Raw genomic sequence first — 19,061 nt, 5'->3', positions numbered from 1 at the left:
ATCCGGCCCGGCCCCCGTCCCGGTCCGGCTCAGCACCGCACGGCCGTCGTACCCACTGGGTACGGCGGCCGTTTTTTTGTAACAACTTCAACCTCTTGCCTACTTCGTGGGTTTATGTTCACATTGTGAGCAGCTCCCCGATCCCACGAAGGACCTCGCCCATGTCAGATGTCGGAGTACTGATCAACACCGCGGTGGCGATCCTCGCCATCGTGGTCCTCATCGTCCGGTTCCGCGTCAACCCGGTGATCTCGCTCGTGGTGGGATCGCTGTACCTCGGACTGGCCAGCAAACTCGGCCTGGACAAGACCATCGAGACCATCACCGGCGGCTTCGGCGACATCATGGCCGAGGTCGGCCTGCTGATCGCGTTCGGCGTCCTGATGGGCTCGATCCTGCAGGAGCTCGGCGCGATCGAGCGTCTGGTCAAGCACCTGCTGCGCCTGTTCGGCCCAAAACGTTTGCCGTACTCGATGGCGCTCACCATCGGAACCCTGCTGCAGTCGATCTACCTCGACGTCCTGCTCGTCATCTCCGCCCCGCTCGCCAAAACCGCGTCCAAGCGGATCGGCCCGCTCGGCACCGCCCGGATGGCGACCGCGCTCGCCATCGGGCTGGAGACCGGCATCGTGCTGATGGTCCCCGGCGTCGGCGCACTCGCACTGGCCGCGCTGCTGCACGTCCCGCTCGGCAAGATGCTGCTCTGGGGCCTGGTCCTGATCGTCCCGACCATCCTGATCTCGGTCACGATCATGACGTTCCTGTTCCGCCGCGGCTTCTGGAAGAGCGAGTACGACGAGCAGCAGGCCGTCGTGGTCGAGGAGGAGCTGGTCGCGGTCGGCTCCGACGGTACGGCGACTGGTTCGACTGGTTCGGTGACCAGCACCCCGCAGCCGACCGGCGCTGGTGACGCCGGCCCGCAGACCGACCCGGACGAGGGTCAGCCGCCGCTCGTGCTGCTCTTCGTCCCGCTGCTCTCCTCCCTGCTGCTGATCGGTTTCGGCGCCATCGCCGAGGTCGCGAAGTGGGACAACAAGGTCGTCCAGTTCGTCTCCGACCCGGTCGTCGCGCTGCTGGTCGGCCTGATCGGCACCTGCCTGATCGGCCGGTACGCGATGGGCCAGCCGCGGGTCGAGAAGGCGATCGCGCGCGGCTTCAAGGAGAGCGGCCAGATCCTGATCCTGACCGCGGTCGGCGGTTCGCTCGCCGCCGTCGTCGCGGCCGGCGGCCTCGGCGACATCCTGCGCGGCTACTTCAGCGCCCACACGTTCGCGCCGCTGCTGCTGGTCTGGGGCATCGCCGCCGTACTGCACATCGCCGTCGGCTCCGTGACGATCTCCGCGATCACCGCGGCCGGAATCCTCGCGCCGATCGCCCCGGCGCTCGGCCTCGACCCGGTCCTGATCGCCCTGGCCGCCGGCGCCGGCTCGCTGTTCGCCGTACACGTCACCAGCAACACGTTCTGGCTGCTGCAGTCGCTGATGGGCCAGACCACCCGCGGCACGCTGAAGAGCTGCACGGTCGGCGTCTCGGTGGCGTCGGTCGTCGCGATCCTCCTGCTGCTGCCGATCAGCCTGCTGTTCTGACCCCACACCCCTCCCTGGAGAGATACCGCTATGACGAGTCAGTCCCCGGCGCCCCTGGCCGGCCTCAGAGTTCTCGAGCTCGGCAACTACATCGCGGCGCCCACCGCCGGCCGGCTGCTCGCGGACTTCGGCGCCGAGGTGATCAAGGTCGAACGGCCCGGCACCGGTGACGAGCTGCGCAACTGGCGGCTGTACGCCGGGACGACGTCGCTGCTGTTCCGGACCATCAACCGCAACAAGCTGTCGGTCGAGCTCGACCTGCGCAGCGAGTTCGGCCGCCGGACCGTGATCGACCTGGTCAAGCAGTGCGACGTCGTCCTGGAGAACTTCCGCCCCGGCACGCTGGAGAGCTGGGGCATCGGCCCGGACGTGCTGATGGCCGCGAATCCCGAGCTGGTGATCACCCGGATCTCGGCGTTCGGCCAGACCGGCCCGATGGCCGACCGGCCGGGCTTCGCGGCGGTCGCCGAGGCCCACGGCGGTTTCCGCGAACTGGTCGGCCACCCGGACCGCCCGCCGGCCCGGGTCGGCATCTCGATCGGCGACTCGATCGCCGGCCTGTACGCCGGGTTCGGCACGGTGATGGCCCTGTACCAGCGCGAGGTCCGGCGTACGGCGGGGTTGCCGCCGGTCCCCGCGCAGGAACGGATCATCGACGTCGCGCTGAACGAGTCGATGCTGTCGATGATGGAGTCGCTGATCCCCGACTACGAGGCGTACGACGTACTGCGGGAACGGATCGGCGGCCGGATGGAGGGCATCGCGCCGTCGAACGCGTATCTGTGCGCCGACGGGGACAGCATCATCGTGGCGGGCAACGGCGACCGGATCTTCCAGCGGCTGATGACGCTGATCGGGCGGGCCGATCTCGCCGAGGATGCCGAGTTGCGGTCGAACGCCGGGCGGTGGGCGCGTCGGGACGAGCTGGACGAGGCGATCGGTGCTTGGACTGCTGGGCTTTCGGCGGGTGGCGCGATCGAGGCGCTGGAGACGGCGGGGGTGCCGTGCGGGCCGATCTACACCGCGCGCGAGATCACCCGCGATCCGCAGTACGCGGCGCGGGAGATGATCCAGCGCTTCGACGTGTCGAACGGCGAGGAGGTGCTCGCGAACGTGGGGTTCCCGGGGATCGTGCCGGTGATCGGCGGGAAGTCGCTGCCGGTGCGGACGCTCGGGCCGGATCTGGGTGAGCACACCGAGCAGGTCCTCCGCGATCTGCTCGGCCATGGACTGGAGGAGGCGTCATGACGGACGTCGTACTGCGTGACGTGACCTTGCGCGACGGTCTGCAACTGACCGGCAAGCCGCTGCCGACCGCCCGCAAGGTGGAGATCATCCGGACGCTGCTCGCGCTCGGCGTACCGTCGCTCGAGATCGGCTCGATGGCTCGACCGGACCTGGTTCCGGCGGTCGCGGACACCGTCGATGTGATTGGTGCGCTGACTGCTGCCGAGCTGGCCAAGTGCTGGATCTGGGTCGCGACACCGCGGCACGTCGAGCGCGCGGCCGAGGCCGGCGCGCGCAACTTCCAGTACTGCCTGTCCGCATCCGACCAGCACAACCAGGCGAACCTCGGGCGCTCGACCGAGGTCAGCCTCGCCGCGATGCCGGCCGCCGTGGAGATCGCCGGATCGGTCGGCGGCGCCGTGCAGCTCTGCATCGCGACGGCGTTCACCTGCCCCTTCGAGGGCGAGGTCGCTCCCGACCGCGTGCTGTCGATCGTCACCGACGCTCGGACGGCGGGCGCTGTCGAGGTCGTGCTCTGCGACACCCTGGGCCAGGCAGTCCCGCGGCAGGTCGGCTCTTTGGTACGCCGTACGGCGGCCGCGGACGGACGCCCGATCGTCTACCACGGCCACGACACCTGGGGCCTCGGCGTCGCGAACAGCCTGACCGCGATCGACGCCGGCGCGACCACCGTCGACGGCTCGCTCGGCGGACTCGGCGGCTGCCCGTTCGCGCCCGGCGCGGCCGGGAACACGGCCACCGAGGACCTGCTGTTCGCGCTGCGGCCCGAGTGGCTGACCCCGTCGACGTTCGGCAAGGTCGTCCGGCTCGGCGCCGGTCTGCTGGCCGACCTCGGCGAACCGAACCGCTCCCGCGCGGGCGTCGGCGCCCTTTCCAGTACGACGTCGTTCGCCTGGGCCTCATGAACGTCGGTTGCGTGCTGGCGAGACAGTCCGGACCGGGTCACCCAGCGGTCGAATACCCTGAGGCCATGGCGACGGCGGACTCCGGGAACAGCGGCGCGCCGCTGCTCGTCCTGGGCAAGATCGGGGAGATCCTGGACGCGTTCTCACTGGACCGCCCGGCGCTGACCCTCGGCGAGATCCGCGAGTCCACCGGCTTCCCGACCTCGACGGTGCAGCGCCTGGTGACCAACATGGTCGCCCTCGGCTTCCTCGACCGCCAGGGCGACCAGGTGCGTGTCGGCGTCAAGATGGCCTACTGGGCAGCGCCGGCCGTCAAGGGCGTCGACGTACTGGATCTCATCGTCCCGGTCCTCAAACAACTCCGCGACGAAACCGGCGAGACCGCCTCCTTCTTCCGCGCCGAACAAGGCCACCGCGTCTGCGTGGCCCTCGCCGAAACCGCCCACGCCCTACGCCGCGAAATGCACGTCGGAAAGATCATGCCGCTGCATGCCGGCTCCGCAGGCCGAGTGTTGCTGGCCTGGGACGAGTCGCTGGCCCGATCGGTCCTCTCCCACCCCCTCGGCTCGATCACCGACAGCACCATCACCAGCGCCGACGAACTCGCCGCCGTCATCCAGCAAACCCGAGCCGACGGCTACGCCATCACCATCGGCGAACGCGAACAAGGCGCCTCCGGCCTCTCCGTCCCCGTCTTCAAAGCCAACGGCGAACTGGCGGGTTGCCTGACCATCAGCGGCCCCACCATCCGCATGCCTCTGGCCCGCTGCCTCGACTGGCTGGACCTACTGGTCGAATCCGCCGAACAATCAACCCGCCTGCTGGGCGGCCGCTTCCCCACCACGTCATCGATCGCCATCTGAGCCCACCCACCACCTCACCTACTCAGGCTCCTTCAAGTCTTTCTCCGCCGGCAGCGGCGGGAAGTTCCAACGACGTCACCCGGCGGGACCACGGCGACCAACCACAAACTGCCCTTTTCTTCTGTTTGATTGCAGTGTAATTATGTAAGCATGAGTACACAGCAAGACGACGAGCGGGTCCGCGGCTGGCTGTCCGGCCGCCTCCCGCAGGAGTGGTTCGACGGGGAGCCGGAGGTGAGCCTCGACCGGGACGAGATCCTGATCGTCGGCACCATCCCCGCCCCCGAACAGGCCGGGGATGTCACCCCCGCCGCACGGTCCGCCGCCGAAGAGGGCCGGATCAAGCAGTTCCGCGAGAACACCCGAGAGCGCCGCATCGAGATCGCCCAGGAGCTCGAGCACGCCACCCGCCGCAAGGTCGCCTGGGGCGTCCGCTGCGGTGAGACCAAGACGGTCTTCACCTCCCTGTCCGCCCCCGTCATGACCCGCCTCCGCCAGCCCGAGCGCCAGGTCCTCGACACCCTCGTCGACGCCGGCGTGGCCCGCTCCCGCAGCGACGCCCTCGGCTGGTGCGTGAAGCTGGTCGCCCAGCACAGCGAGACCTGGCTGAAGGACCTCCGCGACGCCATGACCAAGGTCGAGGACGTCCGCCGGGCCGGCCCCGACGCCCAGTAGCACGCAACAGGGTGGGTGCGACCCGATCCGGTCGCACCCACCCTGTGAACTCCCGCCGGAGGTGACCCCTTCCGGCGAAAGGGTCTAGCGCTGCTCGCCCGACCAGTTGCCGTTGTCACCGGTCCAGTTGCCGTTGGCACCGGTGGTGCCGTTGGAGTACCCACCGTTCTGCGGCGCACCGTGCGTCGCCGGGTACTGCTCGGTCGGGTACGCCTGCTGCTCGGTCGGGTACTGCTCACTCTGGTAGCCGGACTGATCAGCCTGGTAGCCGTTCCCGGCCTGGTACCCGTTCGACTCCGCCGGCCGGTTGGCCGCCATCGCCTGACCCCGGTCGAACAGCGTGCGCAGCGCCTCACCGGCCATCTCACGCCCGCCGAGGCCGAACGCCAGCCCCAGCGCGAGCGCCGCACCGCCGAGCACGATCAGCAGCGTGTTCCCGGTCAGCTGGACCGCGATCCCCAGCTGCGTCAGCGCGGCGAACGCGGCGTACACGAGGATCGCGTACCGGCCGACCTTGGCCAGCGTCTCGTTGCCGGTGGCCCCGCGGATGATCGCGGCCAGGAAGTTCGCGAACAGCGCGGCCAGGCAGACGATCACGATCGCGGCGAAGATCCGCGGGATGTAGCCGAGCATCGCGCTCATGAAGTTCGAGATCTCCGGTACGCCGAGCGCGGAGGCGAACATCGTGAAGCTGATCAGGAACACGAACCAGAACACGACCTTGCCGAGCATCGCCGAAGCGGTCAGCCCCGTGCCGGACCGCTGCAGGACGCCGGAGACGCCGGCCCGTTCCATCCACTGGTCGAAGCCGACCTTGCCGAGCAGCTTGCCGACCAGGTTGCCGAGCAGTTTCGCCACGAAGTACCCGACCACCAGGATGACCAGGCCGCCGAGCAGGTTGGGGATGAACCCGAGAAGCTTGCCGAAGGCATCTTCGAAGGGCTGGGTGAAGTCGATCGCCAGTGGTGCGGTCATCGGACATCTTCCTTCCGGACTGAGCCCGCACCGCCGCCACGCGCACCGCTCCACGCGACCCCGGCCACGGGCGGTGCAGTGGTGTCTGCCCCACCCGTGCCCGGACGCCACCCCCGCAAACGCGTCTTCGCTAACGCAATGTGATTGCATAAGGCAAGAAACGTGACGAGCGGCAACTATTGCCCCACTCAACTAACCGGTTCACGCTGCTGCGAAGATGCGACCATGACCGCCGCCGACCTGCGCCCCGCCACCCTCGCCGACCTCCGTGCGATCGTCACCCTGATCGCCGACGACCAGCTCGGCAGCACCCGCGAGTCCCTCGACGACCTCACGCCGTACGAAACCGCCTTCGCCGCCCTCGAAGCCGACCCCAACCAGCTCCTGATGGTTGCCGACCGCAACGGCGAGGTCGTCGGCACCTTCCAGCTCACCTTCATCCCCGGCCTGTCCCGCCGAGGCGCCACCCGCTCCCAGATCGAAGCAGTCCGCGTCGCCGCCTCCACCCGAGGCACCGGCCTCGGCCGCACGATGATGCAGTGGGCCATCACCGAGTCCCGCCGCCGAGGCTGCAGCCTGGTCCAGCTGACCTCGGACAAGTCCCGCACCGACGCCCACCGCTTCTACACCAACCTGGGCTTCACGATGAGCCACGAGGGCTTCAAACTCACCCTCTGACACAGCACAGCCCGACGGCGTCCAGCTGGGCCGCTGCGGCTTCGACGCGCCGATCAGCGGACGCCGCACTGGTCCGCGCCTGGAGTTGCTGAGCAGAGCTGCGGCAGCGCTGACGGCTGACGACGAGCGGACGCGGGAGCTGTTCGAGCTCCGTCAGCTCACCTCGCGGTGCGCACGGCACCGCACCCCGTGCAACCCGAGGCGACTTCAGCAACGCCAGCGTCCGCCGTACCGGCTGTTCGTGGCTGCGGCGGGGTGCTGGGTGCTTGGGTTGCCTCGGCCGTGGCACGCGGCACCGGCACCTCACCGTCGCGCGCCGCCGACACCCACCACTGTTCAAGCAGCCCGGTCGCCGCTGTTCAGCGGCGTGTCGCGGCGTGTCGCGAGCCGGCGGGGAGGTTGGACAGTGGTGGGTGTCGGCGGCGCGACACCACCCGCGGCAGGTGCGATACCCGGCCCGTCGCCTCACGGCAGGTGCGGCACTCCCAGCCCGCCTCCCGCGGCACGCGCGGCATCCCGGCCCACCGCCCCGCGGCACGCCCGGCACCCCCAGCCGACCACCCCGCGGCACGCCCGGCACCCCCAGCCGACCACCCCGCGGCACGCCCGGCACTCCCCGCCCACCACCCCGCGGCACGCCCGGCACCCCCAGCCCACCACCCCGCGGTGGGTGGCGTCGTCAGCTGACCTTTGCGGCCGGGGCGGTGAAGGTGTTGCAGGAGGCTGGGTTGGTGGTTTTGAAGGCTGCGCCGGACCAGAGCCAGTTGTTCTTGCGGGAGCCGTGGTCGCGGACCTTCTTCGGGTTGTACTCGTCGCCGGAGTGTTTGGTCTGCCACTCCCAGGTTTCGAGGCGTTCGCCGGTGAGGCCGAGGGCGGTCTTGTTGGCGCCGAGGAAGGCCGCGCCCAGGCAGCTGGCCTGGAGTTCGAGGCGACGGCTTTCCTCCAGCTTGGCCGGCTCGGTCTTCGCCCAGCCCTTGCGGGAGCTGGAGGAGATCAGGATGTTCGTCAGCATCTGCACGTGGTGGCCGTACTCGTGCGCGAGCGTGTCCATCGCGTGGATGCGGCCGGACATCGCGTCCTGGCGGAAGAACTTGGAGTCCTGGTCGCCGCGCATGGTGATGGTCTCGGCGTCGCCGCAGTAGAACGCGACGTCGGTGGGCTCGCCGGTGCAGGACGTCTGACCCTTCGCCCACAGCACCACCTTCGGCGGGCGGAACTCGTACCCGGCCTTGCGGACCAGCGGCGCCCACGCGCGGTTCAGGCACGGCAGGATCGCCTGGTAGAACCGCAACGCGGCGGCCTCGGTCGACGGCTTGACCGCGGGCGCGGTGCAGTTCACCGCGGCGACCTTGCCGGCCTTGTAGAGCCCGTTCTGCTTCACCCGTACGGCGTCCGGCACCGGCGTCGCGGTCACGGTGACGGTCGGCCGCGGCGGAGCGAGCGGGACCTCGGTCTGCTTCGCCGACGGGTTGGCGAGCGGATTCGCGACGGTGTCGAAGGTGTCCATCGCGCGATACCCGAGGATGGCTGCGCCGACGAGCGCCACCACCCCAACGATGGCTGCGCTGACCAGCACGGGCTGCGGCAGGCGTCGTACGGGCGCTGCCGGAGTCGTGTCGGTGAACTGCGGAGGACGGCGGCTCGAGGGCGAGTTCCACCCAACCGGCCGCGCGCCACCACGCTGCCGCGTCCCGGTCAACGGCGTCGACGGCGCCCCTGGGAGCGGAGCCGGCGGCGGAGCGCCGTACCCGGTCTGCCCGGGGTCAGTCGGAAGCGGTGCACCCTTGCGCTGCGTCGGTTGAGCGTCCGAGAGCGGCTTCGCCTTACTCAACCCACTCGGCTGAGGCCGCCGCGCCGGCCGATTGACCGCCTCAGCAGAAGCCCCGGCCTCACCGTCACCACCCGGGAGAAAGTGCCCGGGGGTAGGCACACCAGACCGCGGCTGCGCCTGCAGGTCAGCGTCACCGCCCGCGGAAACAGTTCGTGGGGCGGCCGCACCGCGTCGCGGGTCGGCTTCTCCGCCCGAGGCGACGGTCCGAGCGGCGGGCGCACCGGCTCCCGGACCGGCTTCGCTGTCGCCACCCGGGAGGCTGGTCTGCGAGGTGGGCGCGCTGGAGAGCGAATCCGACACCGGCCCGGGGTCAGGGTCGCCGTCTGCAAGGGCCCGCGCTGAAGTGGGCTCACTGCGGAGCGCGTCTGACTGCGGAGTACGCGCGCTGGAGAGCGCGTCCGGCACCCGATCGGGCTCGGCGTCGGCGGCTGCGAGGAACTGCCCAGGGCCGGGCGTGCTGCGGAGCGGGTCCGGCTCGGCTTCGCCGTCAGGGGCGGCCTGCGGAGTGGGCGCGCTCAAGAGCGCGTCCGGCTGCGGATCGGGCTTGGCGTTGGCGCCTGCGAGAACCTCCGCCGAGGCGGATTCGCCGCGGAGTGCGTCCGGCCGCGAGGTGGGCGCGCTCGAGAGCGCATCCGGCTGCGGGGTGGGCGTTGCGTCGGTGGCTGCGGCGAACTGTCCCGGGGCGGGGGTGCTGCGGAGCGCGTCTGACTGCGGAGCGGACATGCTGTGAAGCGCATCCGACCCGGCTTCGCCGTCAGGGGTCTGCGGAGTGGAGGTGTTGGGGAACGCGCCCGGCCGCGGATTGGGCTCGGCGTCGGCGGCAGCGAGGAACTGCTCAGGAGCGGACCCGCTGTGGAGCGCATCCGACCCGGCTTCGCCGTCGGGGGCGGAGGTCTGCGGAGTGGATGCGCTGGAGAGCGCATCCGGCTGTGGGGGCGACGTGCTGGGGAGCGCGTTGGGCTGCGGACCGGTCTCGGCTTTGCCTGCGAGGAACTGGCCCGAGGTGGACTCGCTCGGGAGGGTGTTCGGCTGTGGGGTGGGCGTGCTGGGGAGTGCGTTCGGCTCGGGGGCAGCGGTGGGGGGTTCTGGGGTGGGCTCGCTGGGGGGTGGGGCGGCGTTGCTCATCTGGGTCCCAGTCTTCTCGCGTCAGCTGACCTTGGCGGGGGGCGCTGTGAAAGTGTTGCAGGCGCCTGGGTTGCCGGTGGAGAAGCCCCTGGTCATCCAGTCCGCGGTGCTCTTGCGGGAGCCGTGGTCGCGGACCTTGGTCTTCGTGCCCTCGTCGCCGCTGTGGGCGGTGCGCCACTGGTATTCCTTGAGGAGGTCGCCTCGCAGGGGGAAGGTGGACTTTTCTGTTCCCAGGAAGGCTGCGGAGAGGCAGGAGGCCTGGAGGGCCTGGCGGCGGTCCAGTTCCAGTTTGGCGGACTCGGTGGGTGCTGTGTCGCCCATCGAGCCTGCGGCTGTGTAGATGCCGGTGAGCCACTGGACGTGCAGGCCGTAGATGTAGCCGAGGTTGTTGGCCAGGTCGACGCGGGCCAGGGGGCGGTTGTTCTGGTAGTCCTCGGGCCAGTCCTCCCAGCTCATCGCCAGTACGCCGTCGCCGTCGGGGCAGTAGGTGTCGAGAGTGTCGTCGTGGACGCCGCAGGCGGTTTCCTGGCCCTGGTCGAAGATCACCAGCTTCGGGGCCTTGAACTCGTAACCGGCCGCGCGGACGACCGGCTCCCAGGCCTTGTTCAGGCAGCCGAGCAGGGCGTCGTAGTACGCGCGGACGTTCTCCTTGGTGGTCGGCTGGTACGCCGGCTCCTTGCAGCCGACCGGCTTCAGTTTGCCGGTCGTGTAGAGCTTGTTCTGCGCGGTCATCGCGGCGTCGGAGGTCGCCTCACCGGACGGTTTCACGTTCACCGGCTCGTCGGTGCCGCGGACGGAGGGCTTGCCGACCGGGTTCGCGACGTAGTCGTCGTACGACGCCAGCAGCTTCATGCCGCCGAAGGCGATCCCGGCGACCAGCACCAGCGCGCCCGCGACGCCGCCGGCGATGAGGAGCTTGGAGCGCTTCTTCGGGACGAACGGGATCGGCTCCGGCCGGTAGCGGGCGTTGAACGCGGCGACCGCGGCGTCGCCCGGCGGGGGCGGGCCGATCCGGGAGCCGTGCAGCTGCGGAGGCCCGTCCGGGGCGTTCGCGCCGAGCCGCGGCGTGGGCGCCGCGAGCGGCGTCAACCCGGGCCCAGCCGCCCCAGGCGCAGCCGTCCCATGCCCAGCCGCCCCAGGCGCCGTCGTCCCGGGCCCAGCCGCCCCAGGCGCAGTCGTCCCGGGCCCAGTCGCTCCGGGCGCAGTCGTCGCGGGCGCAGTCGTCGCGGGCGCAGCCGCCCCGGCGGAAGTCGTCGCGGGCGCAGTCGTCCCGTCCCCGCTCGGCTCCGCGGAAGGCGCGCCGAAGCGTGCCGCCGCTGCCTCCGAGTCCGCGATCGGGGGCGTCGGGGCGGCCTGGTCGCCCGCGCCGCCGGGCAGGAAGTGCCCGGGCCTGGGCGCCTGGTCGACCGGCAGGGACTGGCCGGGCTTCGACGCTTGGTCGCCGGCGCCGCCGGGCAGGAAGTGGCCGGGCTTGGGTGTCTGGTCGTTGGACATGCTTGTGCTGCTTCTCCCCAGGTTGCGGCGCTTGCAGGCCGCCCGAAAGTGTCGCGGCGCCGATGACCACCCCCTGGCCCGAACCGCCGGATGATGTTACTTCCTCGGCTGCCCGGCGGCGTACCGGATTGCAGCTATTGACATCGATCCGCGACCTCCCGCCGCGTGTCCTACGCTGAGTCACCCCGCCGTCGACGTAACGGAGTACCGGATGAGCGTGCTGGACACTTTCGGGCTGAACGGCCGCCGGGTCCTGGTGACCGGTGGGAACCGCGGGCTCGGGCGGGCGTTCGCGCTCGCGCTGGCCGAAGCGGGCGCGGACGTCGCGATCGCCGGGCGGGACACCGACCGCAACGACCGTGTCGTCGGCGAGATCGCCGAGCGCGGCCGCCGCGGGCTGGCGGTCACCGCCGACATCACCCGGCGCGAGGACGTCACCGCGATGGTCGACCAGGTCACCGCCGAGCTCGGCGGGATCGATGTCCTGGTCAACAACGCGGGCATCGCGATCCACCGGCCGGCGCTGGAGGTCCCCGACGACGAGTGGCAGCAGGTCATCGACCTCAACCTGACCGCGCTGTGGAACACCAGTACGGCGGTTGCCCGCGGCATGATCGCGGCCGGCGGTGGCGTGATCGTCAACGTGGGCAGCATGTCCGCGCAGATCGTGAACCGCCCGCAGTGGCAGGCGTCGTACAACGCCTCCAAGGCGGCCGTGCACCACCTCACCCGCAGCCTGGCCGCGGAGTGGGCGCCGCACAACATCCGTGTCAACGCGATCGCTCCGGGTTACGTGAAGACCGACATGGCTCCGGTCGACCGCCCCGAGTTCCGCCAGAACTGGATTCTCGACGCCCCGCAACAGCGCTACGCGACTCCTGATGAGATCGCCCCCTCCGTCGTCTACCTCGCCAGCCCGGCGAGCTCCTTCATGACCGGTTCAGTTCTCCTGATCGACGGTGGCTACTCCGTCTACTAGTCCGACTGCCAGGTAGTGGAGGCTGCTCGCCACCATCACCGGATCCACCTCCACGAATCGCGCCAACGTCACCGCCGCAGGCATCAGCCGATCGATCTCGGCGCCGACGGCGTTCTCCAGGGTGTGCGCGGCCGGCCCTTCCACACCGAACTCCGCGATCTCCACCAGCCCTGCGGCCGCGAACTCCTCGCTGAGTTCGCCGACACAGTGAAAGTACGCGGTCGTGAACCCGTTCGGGTCGTCGAAATGCAAGCCTGTGGACAACAGCCCGGCGAACACCGGCAGCTTGTCCACAGTCAGCCGGCCGTTGTTCCCCCACTCGAGCAAACCGGCGTAGCGACTGATCCCGACGGCGATCACCAGCCCGCCCGGACGCGTCACCCGGCGGGCCTCGCGCAAAGCCTGCAAGCGATCCGCGGCCTCGACCAAGTGGTAGAGCGGCCCGAGCAGCAGCGTCACGTCGACGCTGTCGTCGGCCTGCGTCAGCGCCCTCGCATCACCGACCGACGCCGCGAAACCCCCACGCTGCAAGGCCTGCGTGACGTGCTCCTCCATCGGGTCGACCAGCTCGACCTCGTAGCCATCAGCGGCCAACCAGCTCGCATGTACGCCGGTAGCTCCGCCGACGTCCAGCACCCGGGCGGGCGGCTTCGGCAGGTGGCGCCGGATCAGCTCCTGCGTGCGCAGGAACTCCAGCTGCCCGTGCCCGCTGCGGGTGAGGCGGTCGTGTTCGACGTACCGGTCGCGGTAGAAGTTCTCGATGGTCGGGTCCATCCGGCCATCATGGTGAGGCGATCGCGCTCAGGGCACCTGGTTTTCCACCGCGAGCGTGAGCTCCACGTCGCCGTACTCGTCCTCACCGTGGTTGGTGAAACCGGCGGCCTTCAGGGTCGCGAGGCTCGCGGCGTTGGCCGGCTCGACGGAGGCGTGCAGGGACTTCGCGCCTTGAGCGCGAGCCAGCGCGACGATCTCGGCGAGGAGCTGGTGCGCCAAGCCCTGGCCGCGATACGAGGGAGCGACGTAGAAGACGATCTCGGCCTCGTCGTCGAGGATCTCGACGTCGGCGAAACCGATCGGTCCGCCCTCGGTGGAAACAAGCCGGCCGAAGCGGGTCGGGGCTTCGAGCAACGGCGTCCAGCGCCGTACGGCGGCACCGTAGAAGCCGCCGAAGATCGCACCGCCCACCGGGTCGGCCGCCAGCCACCGCTCGACCTGCGAAAGCCCGGCCGCGTCCATCGCCTCCATCCGCATCCCCTGATGCTGCCCGGACGGCCGCACTGTCACAAGCCGGTAAAAAACTTGCGGCCGCGGAGACGATCGTCGTTGGGTAGTCGGATGGAGTTGCTGAACCGGCCCGAGTACCCGCTGTCCTCCAAGTACGACGCCGAGTGGGTGATCGCGAACGACATGGGCCCGCACCCGCTCTGGCTGCTCGAGGACCTGGCCCGGGACCTCGACCTGAAACCGGGTATGCGGGTCCTCGACCTCGGGTCCGGCAAGGGCGCGACCAGCGTGTTCCTGGCCAAGGAGTACGGCGTCCAGGTCTGGGCCGCGGACCTGTGGATCGACCCGAGCGAGGCCGCCGCGAACTTCGCCGGGCTCGACATCACCGCGCTCAAGGCCGAGGCGCACGCGCTGCCGTTCGCGCGCGGGTTCTTCGACGCGATCGTCTGCGTCGACGCCTACGAGTACTTCGGTACGGCGGACGGCTACCTCGCCTACCTGACCGCTTTCCTCAAGCCCGGCGGCCAGCTCGGCGTCGCGACCCCGGCGCTGCGCCGCGAGGTCCGCGAGATCGGGCACATCCCGGAGCACATCAAGAAGCTGGTCGGCTGGGAGGCGATCGCCTGGCACACCGCGGACTGGTGGCGGTTCCACTGGGAGATCACCGAGCTGGTCGAGGTCACGTCGGCGCGGCTGCAGGAGTCGGGCTGGCAGGACTGGCTCGCCTGGGCGCAGGCTTGCGGCGAGCACCGCGGTGCGCCGGACCCCGCGCTGGAGATGCTGGAGCAGGACAAAGGTGAGTACCTGACGTTCGCGCTGGTCACCGCCCGTACTGTGGGGGCATGAGCTGGGCTATCTACGCGTTGCGAGGACCGGGTGGTGTCCGCCGGCTGGACGAGTTGCCGGAGGACTACGCGCCACCGTCGCTGGGGACCGCGGACGAGGTGGTCGAGATCGTCCGCGAGGTCTACCCGGGCGTGGACGCCACCAAGCGGTCGTGGCTGGTGCTGAAGGACGACGACCACGACGTCGAGCTGACCATCGGCAAGGGGATCGACGTCCGGGACATCACCTTCTACCTGAACGACGGCCCCGGGTCGATCCCGTTGGTGATGGAGATCAGCCGCCGGCTCGGCGCGACGCCGTACGACACCGAGTCGGGCGACTTCCTCACCGAGGAGTCGCGGCCGCCGGTGCCGCCGCCGCTGACCGAGGAAGAGATCAAGGCGAACAAGCCGAAGTGGTGGAAGTTCGGCCGCGCCTAACCAGGTCGCGTCGCGACGAGGGTGCCGATCTTGTTGATCCGGTGCTCGGGGTTGCCCAGCGCGTCCTTCCAGTAGTTGCCCTGGGCATGGTCTTCCGGGGTGGCGCAGGTGCTCAACGTGATCTTGGCCTGTGTCGCCCTGGCTCCCGGCCGGCCCGGTACGGCCGCGTTCTGCCGGGCGAGCTCGGCGGGCTTGCGGAACGAGATCGTCATCGTGCGGTCGATCACGTAGTCGTAGATCATCCCGTTCGCGGCGACCAGCACGTGGTCGCCGTTCTTCAGCGCGGGCACGCGGCCGAACGGGCGGCCGTGCGTGGTCCGGTGCGCGGTGACGATGTAGTTGCCGATCTCGCCGGGCCCGACTCCGCCGCGGGCGCCGCGGGGCGAGGCGGCGACGCCGCGGTTCTGGATCACGGTGCCGGGGCGGTCGTCGGCGGTACCGGTGTACGGGACGACGCGCAGGGTCTTGCCGAGCGCGGGGATCCGCAGGACCGCCTGCACCGTACGCCGTACCGTCGGCGTTGGTGTCGGGGACGGAGTCCTAGTCGGTGTTGGAGTGGGAGCAGCAACCGTAGGTGAAGCAACAGGAGGCGCCTCCCCCGCGACATCCGAGCACCCCACCAGCACCCCAGCCAGCAGCACCCCGGACGCCCACCTCACCATCCGAAAACGCTAACCCCGCCGACCGAAAGCCCGCCGAAACCAGCGCTAGCCGAGCACCTCGAGCACCGCCGGTCCCACCCGCAACTCCCCGTCGTCCAGCGGCTCGCACCGCACCCCACCGTGCCCGCGCAGCCCCTTGAACGCCCCCGCGCCGACGACCACATCCATCCACGCGCACGGATTCGCCGGCCGATGCGCCCGGAACCGCACCGGCCCGGACCCGGAGTCGAGAGAGAACACCTGTCCGTCCTCGCGCGTCCCGTCAGCCAGGCGCCGGGCCGCGAGCGTGTCGATCGGGAATCCCCGCAGCACCACGTTGCGCCGCAGCAGATGCGGATCCAGCCCGAGCCCGCCCGCCAGCGTCTCCAGACTCTCCACCGCGAAGAACGTCACCGACGCGTTCCGATGCACCGCCTGGTTGAAGTACCGGTCCCCTACCAGCCCCAGCCCGGCCCGCACGACCACCCGGTCCACTACCCCGTCCAGCGGATCGACCCGCGGCCCGTCCTGCGGCCGCCCCTCGAACGCGTGCACCGGCGACACCAGCAGCCCGACGATCTCCACGTCAGTCACCCGACTCAGGCCGCGGCAGCCAAGCTCCCTCCGGCTGATCCAGCCAGCCCTCCACCGATGACAGGCGATCCACCGCAGCATGCAGCGCGACCAGCCCGGGGTGCGAAGTCTCCCGCCGCCAGTACATCGCCCACGGGTACAGCGCGACGGGCTCGACCACAGGCCGCACCACCGACCCCGGCACCCGCGGCTGCGTAGTCAGCGCCAGGATCGGCGCGTTCCGGTCGCGCAGGTGTTGCGCCACCTCATCAGCACCGAGCACATGCGGATGCGCGCCACCTGCCTCGATCCCCAGCGGTCCCAGCAGTTGCAGTACGGCGTGCTCCCACCCGGCCGTCACGTGGTCCCCAGCGCGGAAGCACACCCCAGCCCTGCCCAGCTCACCGACCGGTACGGCGTCGAGCGATGCAAGCGGGTGCCCGACAGGCAGCAGCACGGTCAGCGGCTCCCGTCGTACATCGCGACGCTCCAGCTCGGCGTACGAGCCAGTGAGGCGGCCGAACGTGACGTCGAGCCGCTCTGCCAACAGGTGCGGCGCTGCGGACTCTCCACCGGTGTGGAAGCGAGCGAAGAACTCCACCTCCGGCGCCAGCCGCCGCGCCTCGGCCAGCACGAGCGCAGGAGTCAGCCCAGGCCCGACAACGTCCACTGTCAGCGAGCGTGCCTCTCCACGCAGCTCCAGCACGGTGGAGTCGTGCAGCGCGATCAGCTGCCGGGCGCGGTCGAGCAGCGTCTTCCCAGCCGGGGTCAGGGTCACCCGGCGGGTGGTGCGGTCCAGCAGCCGTACACCGGCCCGCTCCTCCAGCCGCTGGATGTCCCGGCTGAGCGCCTGCTGCGCGACGTACAGCTTCTCGGCGGCACGGCTGAAGTGCAGCTCCTCGGCGACCGCGACGAAGTAGCGCAGCAGTCGGATCTCCAACTCGTCGGGCACGACACCAGTTAACACAGCTGGAGTGTTAATCGGCCAGGATCAGGTGTTGGAGTCCAGGCCGCACCCTGCGGCATCGTCGAAGTCACCAGACCTTAGGAGACTCCCGATGCCGATCCTCACCGTTCCCACCGCGAACCTGTACTACGAACTGCGCGGCAGCGGGCCGCTCGTCGTCCTGGCGGGTGCGCCGATGGACGCCCGCTCGTTCGAGCCGCTCGCCGACCTGCTGGCCACCGACTACACCGTGCTCACGGCGGATCCGCGGGCGATCAACCGGAGCTCGGTCGCGGACCGCGACCAGGACTCGACGCCGCAGCAGCGCGCCGATGACCTGTCCAGGTTGATCGCCCACGCCGACGCCGGGCCGGCGGTGGCCTTCGGGTCCAGTGGTGGGGCGGTGTCGGTGCTCGCGCTGGCTGAGGCGCACCCGGAGCAGGTCGCTGCCGTGATCGCGCACGAGCCGCCGATCGTCGGGCTGCTCGACGACGCTGCGCGCGTGCACGCCGAGACGGACGAGATGTGCGCGACGTACCTGAGCGGGGACGTGCTCGGTGCGTGGCGGATGTTCATGGACCAGGCGAACCTGCAGGTGACGGACGAGGCGCTGGAGCAGTGGTTCGGGGGTGAGCGGGAGCCGCAGGCGGTCGCTGACGAGCGGTTCTGGTTCGCGCACGAGCTGCGGGCGAGCACGCACTGGATGCCGGAGATCGCGGTGCTGCGCTCGCGGAACGTGGTGATCGGGCTCGGAGAGGAGTCCGGTGGGCAGCTGTGCGACCGGACCTGTCACCGGCTGGGGCAGGAGCTCGCGGTGGAGCCGACGGTGTTCCCCGGGGACCACACCGGGTTCGCCGAGCAGCCGGAGGCGTTCGCCAAGGTTCTGCGCGACGTACTGCGGGAGCTGCACCGCTGACACCGGGCAGCGGGCAGCGGGCAGCCGGGGGAACGCGCTTCCCCGGCGCGCCTGCCCGCCGTACGGGGAAACTCGCGGTAACAGTTGGAGGGATGACCAGCGAACCCGTCGAGTGCAAGCCGTGGTGCAGTCCCAAGCACTACCGGTTCTGCGGTGGCGCCTGCTGCCCGCACCTGCACCAGGTCACCCGGGACGGGAAAGACGCCGGCCGAGACCCGGCCCGCCGCACTGGCCGCACTCGCGCCGGCGTCTGAAGTTCACCGTCGTGACTGGTGCACCCCGGAGGTGCCCACCTGGGCACCCCCGCATGCGTGTGAGCTGAACCACACAGCGTAGGCCGGTCAGCGGCGGTTGGCTACCTCGAAGGCCACCACGGCCGCCGCGACCGCGACATTCAGGGACTCGACGCCGTTGAAGAGCGGGATCTTCAGGTCGGTGTCGGTCCGGACCTTGATCCCGTGCGTCTCCCCGCCGAGCACGAAGACCGCCCGGTCGGCCAGCTCGGTGCGGAACAGCGAGCGCTGCGACCGCGCCGACAGTCCGTAGATCTCGTACCCCGCCTCGCGGAACGCGTCGACCGCTCCGGGCGCCGTCGGCGCGTTCACGATCGGCGCGGAGAAGGCGACGCCGGCGGACGCCTTGATCACCAGCGGCCCGACGTGCGGCGTCCCGGCCCGGGGCAGGACGACGCCGTCGAAGCCCGCGCCGGTGGCGGTCCGCAGGATCATCCCGACGTTGCCCGGGTTCGTCACGCCGTCCAGCAGGAAGACCTTGGTCGGACGGCGACCGCGCGAGCGCAGGAAGTTCTGCAGCGGGGTCATCCGGGGCGCGTCGACGTCGGCGACGACGCCCTGGTCCTGCTTGCCGTTGCCGGCCAGCCACTTCACCCGGCTCGCGGTGGCGCGCTCGACCGGCGTACCGACCCGGCGGGCGGTGGACAGGATCTCGTCCAGCGACTCGCCGCCGGCGTTGTCGGCGACGACCACCTTGGCGACGGTCAGCGCGGGGTCGTTCAGCGCCTCGAGCACCGGTTTGCGCCCGAAGATCGTGATCCACTTGTCCCGGGGCGACAGCTCCGCCCGGTCTGCACCTTCTGTCCGCCGACTCACCGAGCCACCTTATCCGCCGCCGCCCCGG

The 19,061-nt window shown here is 70.4% G+C and carries 20 protein-coding genes; 11 read left to right on the top strand and 9 right to left on the bottom strand.

The features are described 5' to 3' along the window. Window positions 1-161 precede the first annotated feature (161 nt). From ACZ6Z4_RS04160 to ACZ6Z4_RS04140, 5 genes are all read left to right on the top strand, one after another. Window positions 162-1,586, top strand: coding sequence for a GntP family permease (locus ACZ6Z4_RS04160; protein ID WP_465557947.1), 1,425 nt, complete (start codon window positions 162-164; stop codon window positions 1,584-1,586). Window positions 1,587-1,616: 30 nt separating this feature from the next. Beyond that, window positions 1,617-2,834, top strand: a complete 1,218-nt coding sequence (locus tag ACZ6Z4_RS04155; RefSeq protein ID WP_465557945.1) for a CaiB/BaiF CoA transferase family protein — start codon at window positions 1,617-1,619, stop codon at window positions 2,832-2,834. Continuing rightward, a complete protein-coding gene (locus tag ACZ6Z4_RS04150) occupies window positions 2,831-3,739 on the top strand; it encodes a beta/alpha barrel domain-containing protein (protein ID WP_465557943.1) in 909 nt (302 codons plus the stop codon). The genes ACZ6Z4_RS04155 and ACZ6Z4_RS04150 overlap by 4 nt, the downstream gene beginning before the upstream one ends. Before the next feature lie 65 nt (window positions 3,740-3,804). Beyond that, window positions 3,805-4,602 carry an IclR family transcriptional regulator gene (locus ACZ6Z4_RS04145; protein WP_465557941.1) on the top strand — a complete coding sequence of 266 codons (798 nt, stop codon included), beginning with the start codon at window positions 3,805-3,807 and terminating at the stop codon, window positions 4,600-4,602. Between the two features lie 150 nt (window positions 4,603-4,752). Further along, on the top strand, window positions 4,753-5,277 hold the full coding sequence (locus ACZ6Z4_RS04140) for a hypothetical protein (RefSeq protein ID WP_363666792.1): 525 nt from the start codon (window positions 4,753-4,755) through the stop codon (window positions 5,275-5,277). 84 nt (window positions 5,278-5,361) lie between these two features. On the opposite strand, the gene ACZ6Z4_RS04135 is transcribed toward ACZ6Z4_RS04140, so the two are convergent. Further along, window positions 5,362-6,252 (bottom strand): membrane protein, encoded by an 891-nt coding sequence (locus ACZ6Z4_RS04135; RefSeq protein WP_465557938.1) that lies wholly within the window; start codon window positions 6,250-6,252, stop codon window positions 5,362-5,364. Between the two features lie 225 nt (window positions 6,253-6,477). Between ACZ6Z4_RS04135 and ACZ6Z4_RS04130 the strand changes: the two genes are divergently transcribed. Then, a complete protein-coding gene (locus ACZ6Z4_RS04130; protein ID WP_465557936.1) occupies window positions 6,478-6,930 on the top strand; it encodes a GNAT family N-acetyltransferase in 453 nt (150 codons plus the stop codon). Window positions 6,931-7,609: 679 nt separating this feature from the next. Here the strand turns inward: ACZ6Z4_RS04130 and ACZ6Z4_RS04125 are convergent. After that, a complete protein-coding gene (locus ACZ6Z4_RS04125) occupies window positions 7,610-8,476 on the bottom strand; it encodes a neutral zinc metallopeptidase (protein WP_465557934.1) in 867 nt (288 codons plus the stop codon). Window positions 8,477-9,907: 1,431 nt separating this feature from the next. Next, window positions 9,908-11,380, bottom strand: coding sequence for a neutral zinc metallopeptidase (locus tag ACZ6Z4_RS04120; protein WP_465557932.1), 1,473 nt, complete (start codon window positions 11,378-11,380; stop codon window positions 9,908-9,910). A gap of 211 nt (window positions 11,381-11,591) precedes the next feature. Here ACZ6Z4_RS04120 and ACZ6Z4_RS04115 point away from each other — a divergent pair, with 211 nt between their 5' ends. Then, window positions 11,592-12,359: an SDR family NAD(P)-dependent oxidoreductase gene (locus tag ACZ6Z4_RS04115; RefSeq protein WP_465557930.1), complete on the top strand. Its 768-nt coding sequence runs from the start codon at window positions 11,592-11,594 to the stop codon at window positions 12,357-12,359. Here ACZ6Z4_RS04115 and ACZ6Z4_RS04110 read toward each other — a convergent pair. Further along, complete coding sequence (locus ACZ6Z4_RS04110) at window positions 12,321-13,133, bottom strand: class I SAM-dependent methyltransferase (RefSeq protein ID WP_465557928.1); 813 nt, start codon at window positions 13,131-13,133, stop codon at window positions 12,321-12,323. The genes ACZ6Z4_RS04115 and ACZ6Z4_RS04110 overlap by 39 nt on opposite strands. A gap of 27 nt (window positions 13,134-13,160) precedes the next feature. Then, window positions 13,161-13,610, bottom strand: a complete 450-nt coding sequence (locus ACZ6Z4_RS04105; RefSeq protein WP_465557926.1) for a GNAT family N-acetyltransferase — start codon at window positions 13,608-13,610, stop codon at window positions 13,161-13,163. An 84-nt stretch (window positions 13,611-13,694) separates the two neighbouring features. Between ACZ6Z4_RS04105 and ACZ6Z4_RS04100 the strand changes: the two genes are divergently transcribed. Then, window positions 13,695-14,429 (top strand): SAM-dependent methyltransferase, encoded by a 735-nt coding sequence (locus tag ACZ6Z4_RS04100; protein WP_465557924.1) that lies wholly within the window; start codon window positions 13,695-13,697, stop codon window positions 14,427-14,429. After that, a complete protein-coding gene (locus ACZ6Z4_RS04095) occupies window positions 14,426-14,848 on the top strand; it encodes a hypothetical protein (RefSeq protein WP_465557922.1) in 423 nt (140 codons plus the stop codon). Before ACZ6Z4_RS04100 ends, ACZ6Z4_RS04095 begins: the two co-directional genes overlap by 4 nt. On the opposite strand, the gene ACZ6Z4_RS04090 is transcribed toward ACZ6Z4_RS04095, so the two are convergent. The 3 genes from ACZ6Z4_RS04090 to ACZ6Z4_RS04080 all read right to left on the bottom strand — a co-directional run bounded on the left by ACZ6Z4_RS04090 (window position 14,845) and on the right by ACZ6Z4_RS04080 (window position 17,014). Beyond that, window positions 14,845-15,348 carry a class E sortase gene (locus ACZ6Z4_RS04090; RefSeq protein ID WP_465557920.1) on the bottom strand — a complete coding sequence of 168 codons (504 nt, stop codon included), beginning with the start codon at window positions 15,346-15,348 and terminating at the stop codon, window positions 14,845-14,847. The genes ACZ6Z4_RS04095 and ACZ6Z4_RS04090 overlap by 4 nt on opposite strands. Window positions 15,349-15,555: 207 nt before the next feature. Next, window positions 15,556-16,083, bottom strand: a complete 528-nt coding sequence (locus ACZ6Z4_RS04085; RefSeq protein ID WP_465557918.1) for a molybdenum cofactor biosysynthesis protein — start codon at window positions 16,081-16,083, stop codon at window positions 15,556-15,558. Continuing rightward, entirely contained in the window at window positions 16,076-17,014 is a 939-nt protein-coding gene (locus ACZ6Z4_RS04080; RefSeq protein ID WP_465557916.1) for a LysR family transcriptional regulator, read from the bottom strand. Before ACZ6Z4_RS04080 ends, ACZ6Z4_RS04085 begins: the two co-directional genes overlap by 8 nt. Before the next feature lie 106 nt (window positions 17,015-17,120). Between ACZ6Z4_RS04080 and ACZ6Z4_RS04075 the strand changes: the two genes are divergently transcribed. Both ACZ6Z4_RS04075 and ACZ6Z4_RS04070 read left to right on the top strand, forming a co-directional pair. Further along, on the top strand, window positions 17,121-17,924 hold the full coding sequence (locus ACZ6Z4_RS04075) for an alpha/beta fold hydrolase (RefSeq protein ID WP_465557914.1): 804 nt from the start codon (window positions 17,121-17,123) through the stop codon (window positions 17,922-17,924). Window positions 17,925-18,016: 92 nt separating this feature from the next. Beyond that, window positions 18,017-18,178 (top strand): hypothetical protein, encoded by a 162-nt coding sequence (locus ACZ6Z4_RS04070; RefSeq protein WP_465557912.1) that lies wholly within the window; start codon window positions 18,017-18,019, stop codon window positions 18,176-18,178. Window positions 18,179-18,265: 87 nt separating this feature from the next. On the opposite strand, the gene ACZ6Z4_RS04065 is transcribed toward ACZ6Z4_RS04070, so the two are convergent. Next, window positions 18,266-19,033, bottom strand: coding sequence for a TrmH family RNA methyltransferase (locus tag ACZ6Z4_RS04065; RefSeq protein ID WP_465557910.1), 768 nt, complete (start codon window positions 19,031-19,033; stop codon window positions 18,266-18,268). Window positions 19,034-19,061 lie beyond the last annotated feature (28 nt).

This window comes from Kribbella sp. NPDC104740, assembly GCF_055583505.1.
This window is presented reverse-complemented; position numbering and strand designations above follow the sequence as displayed.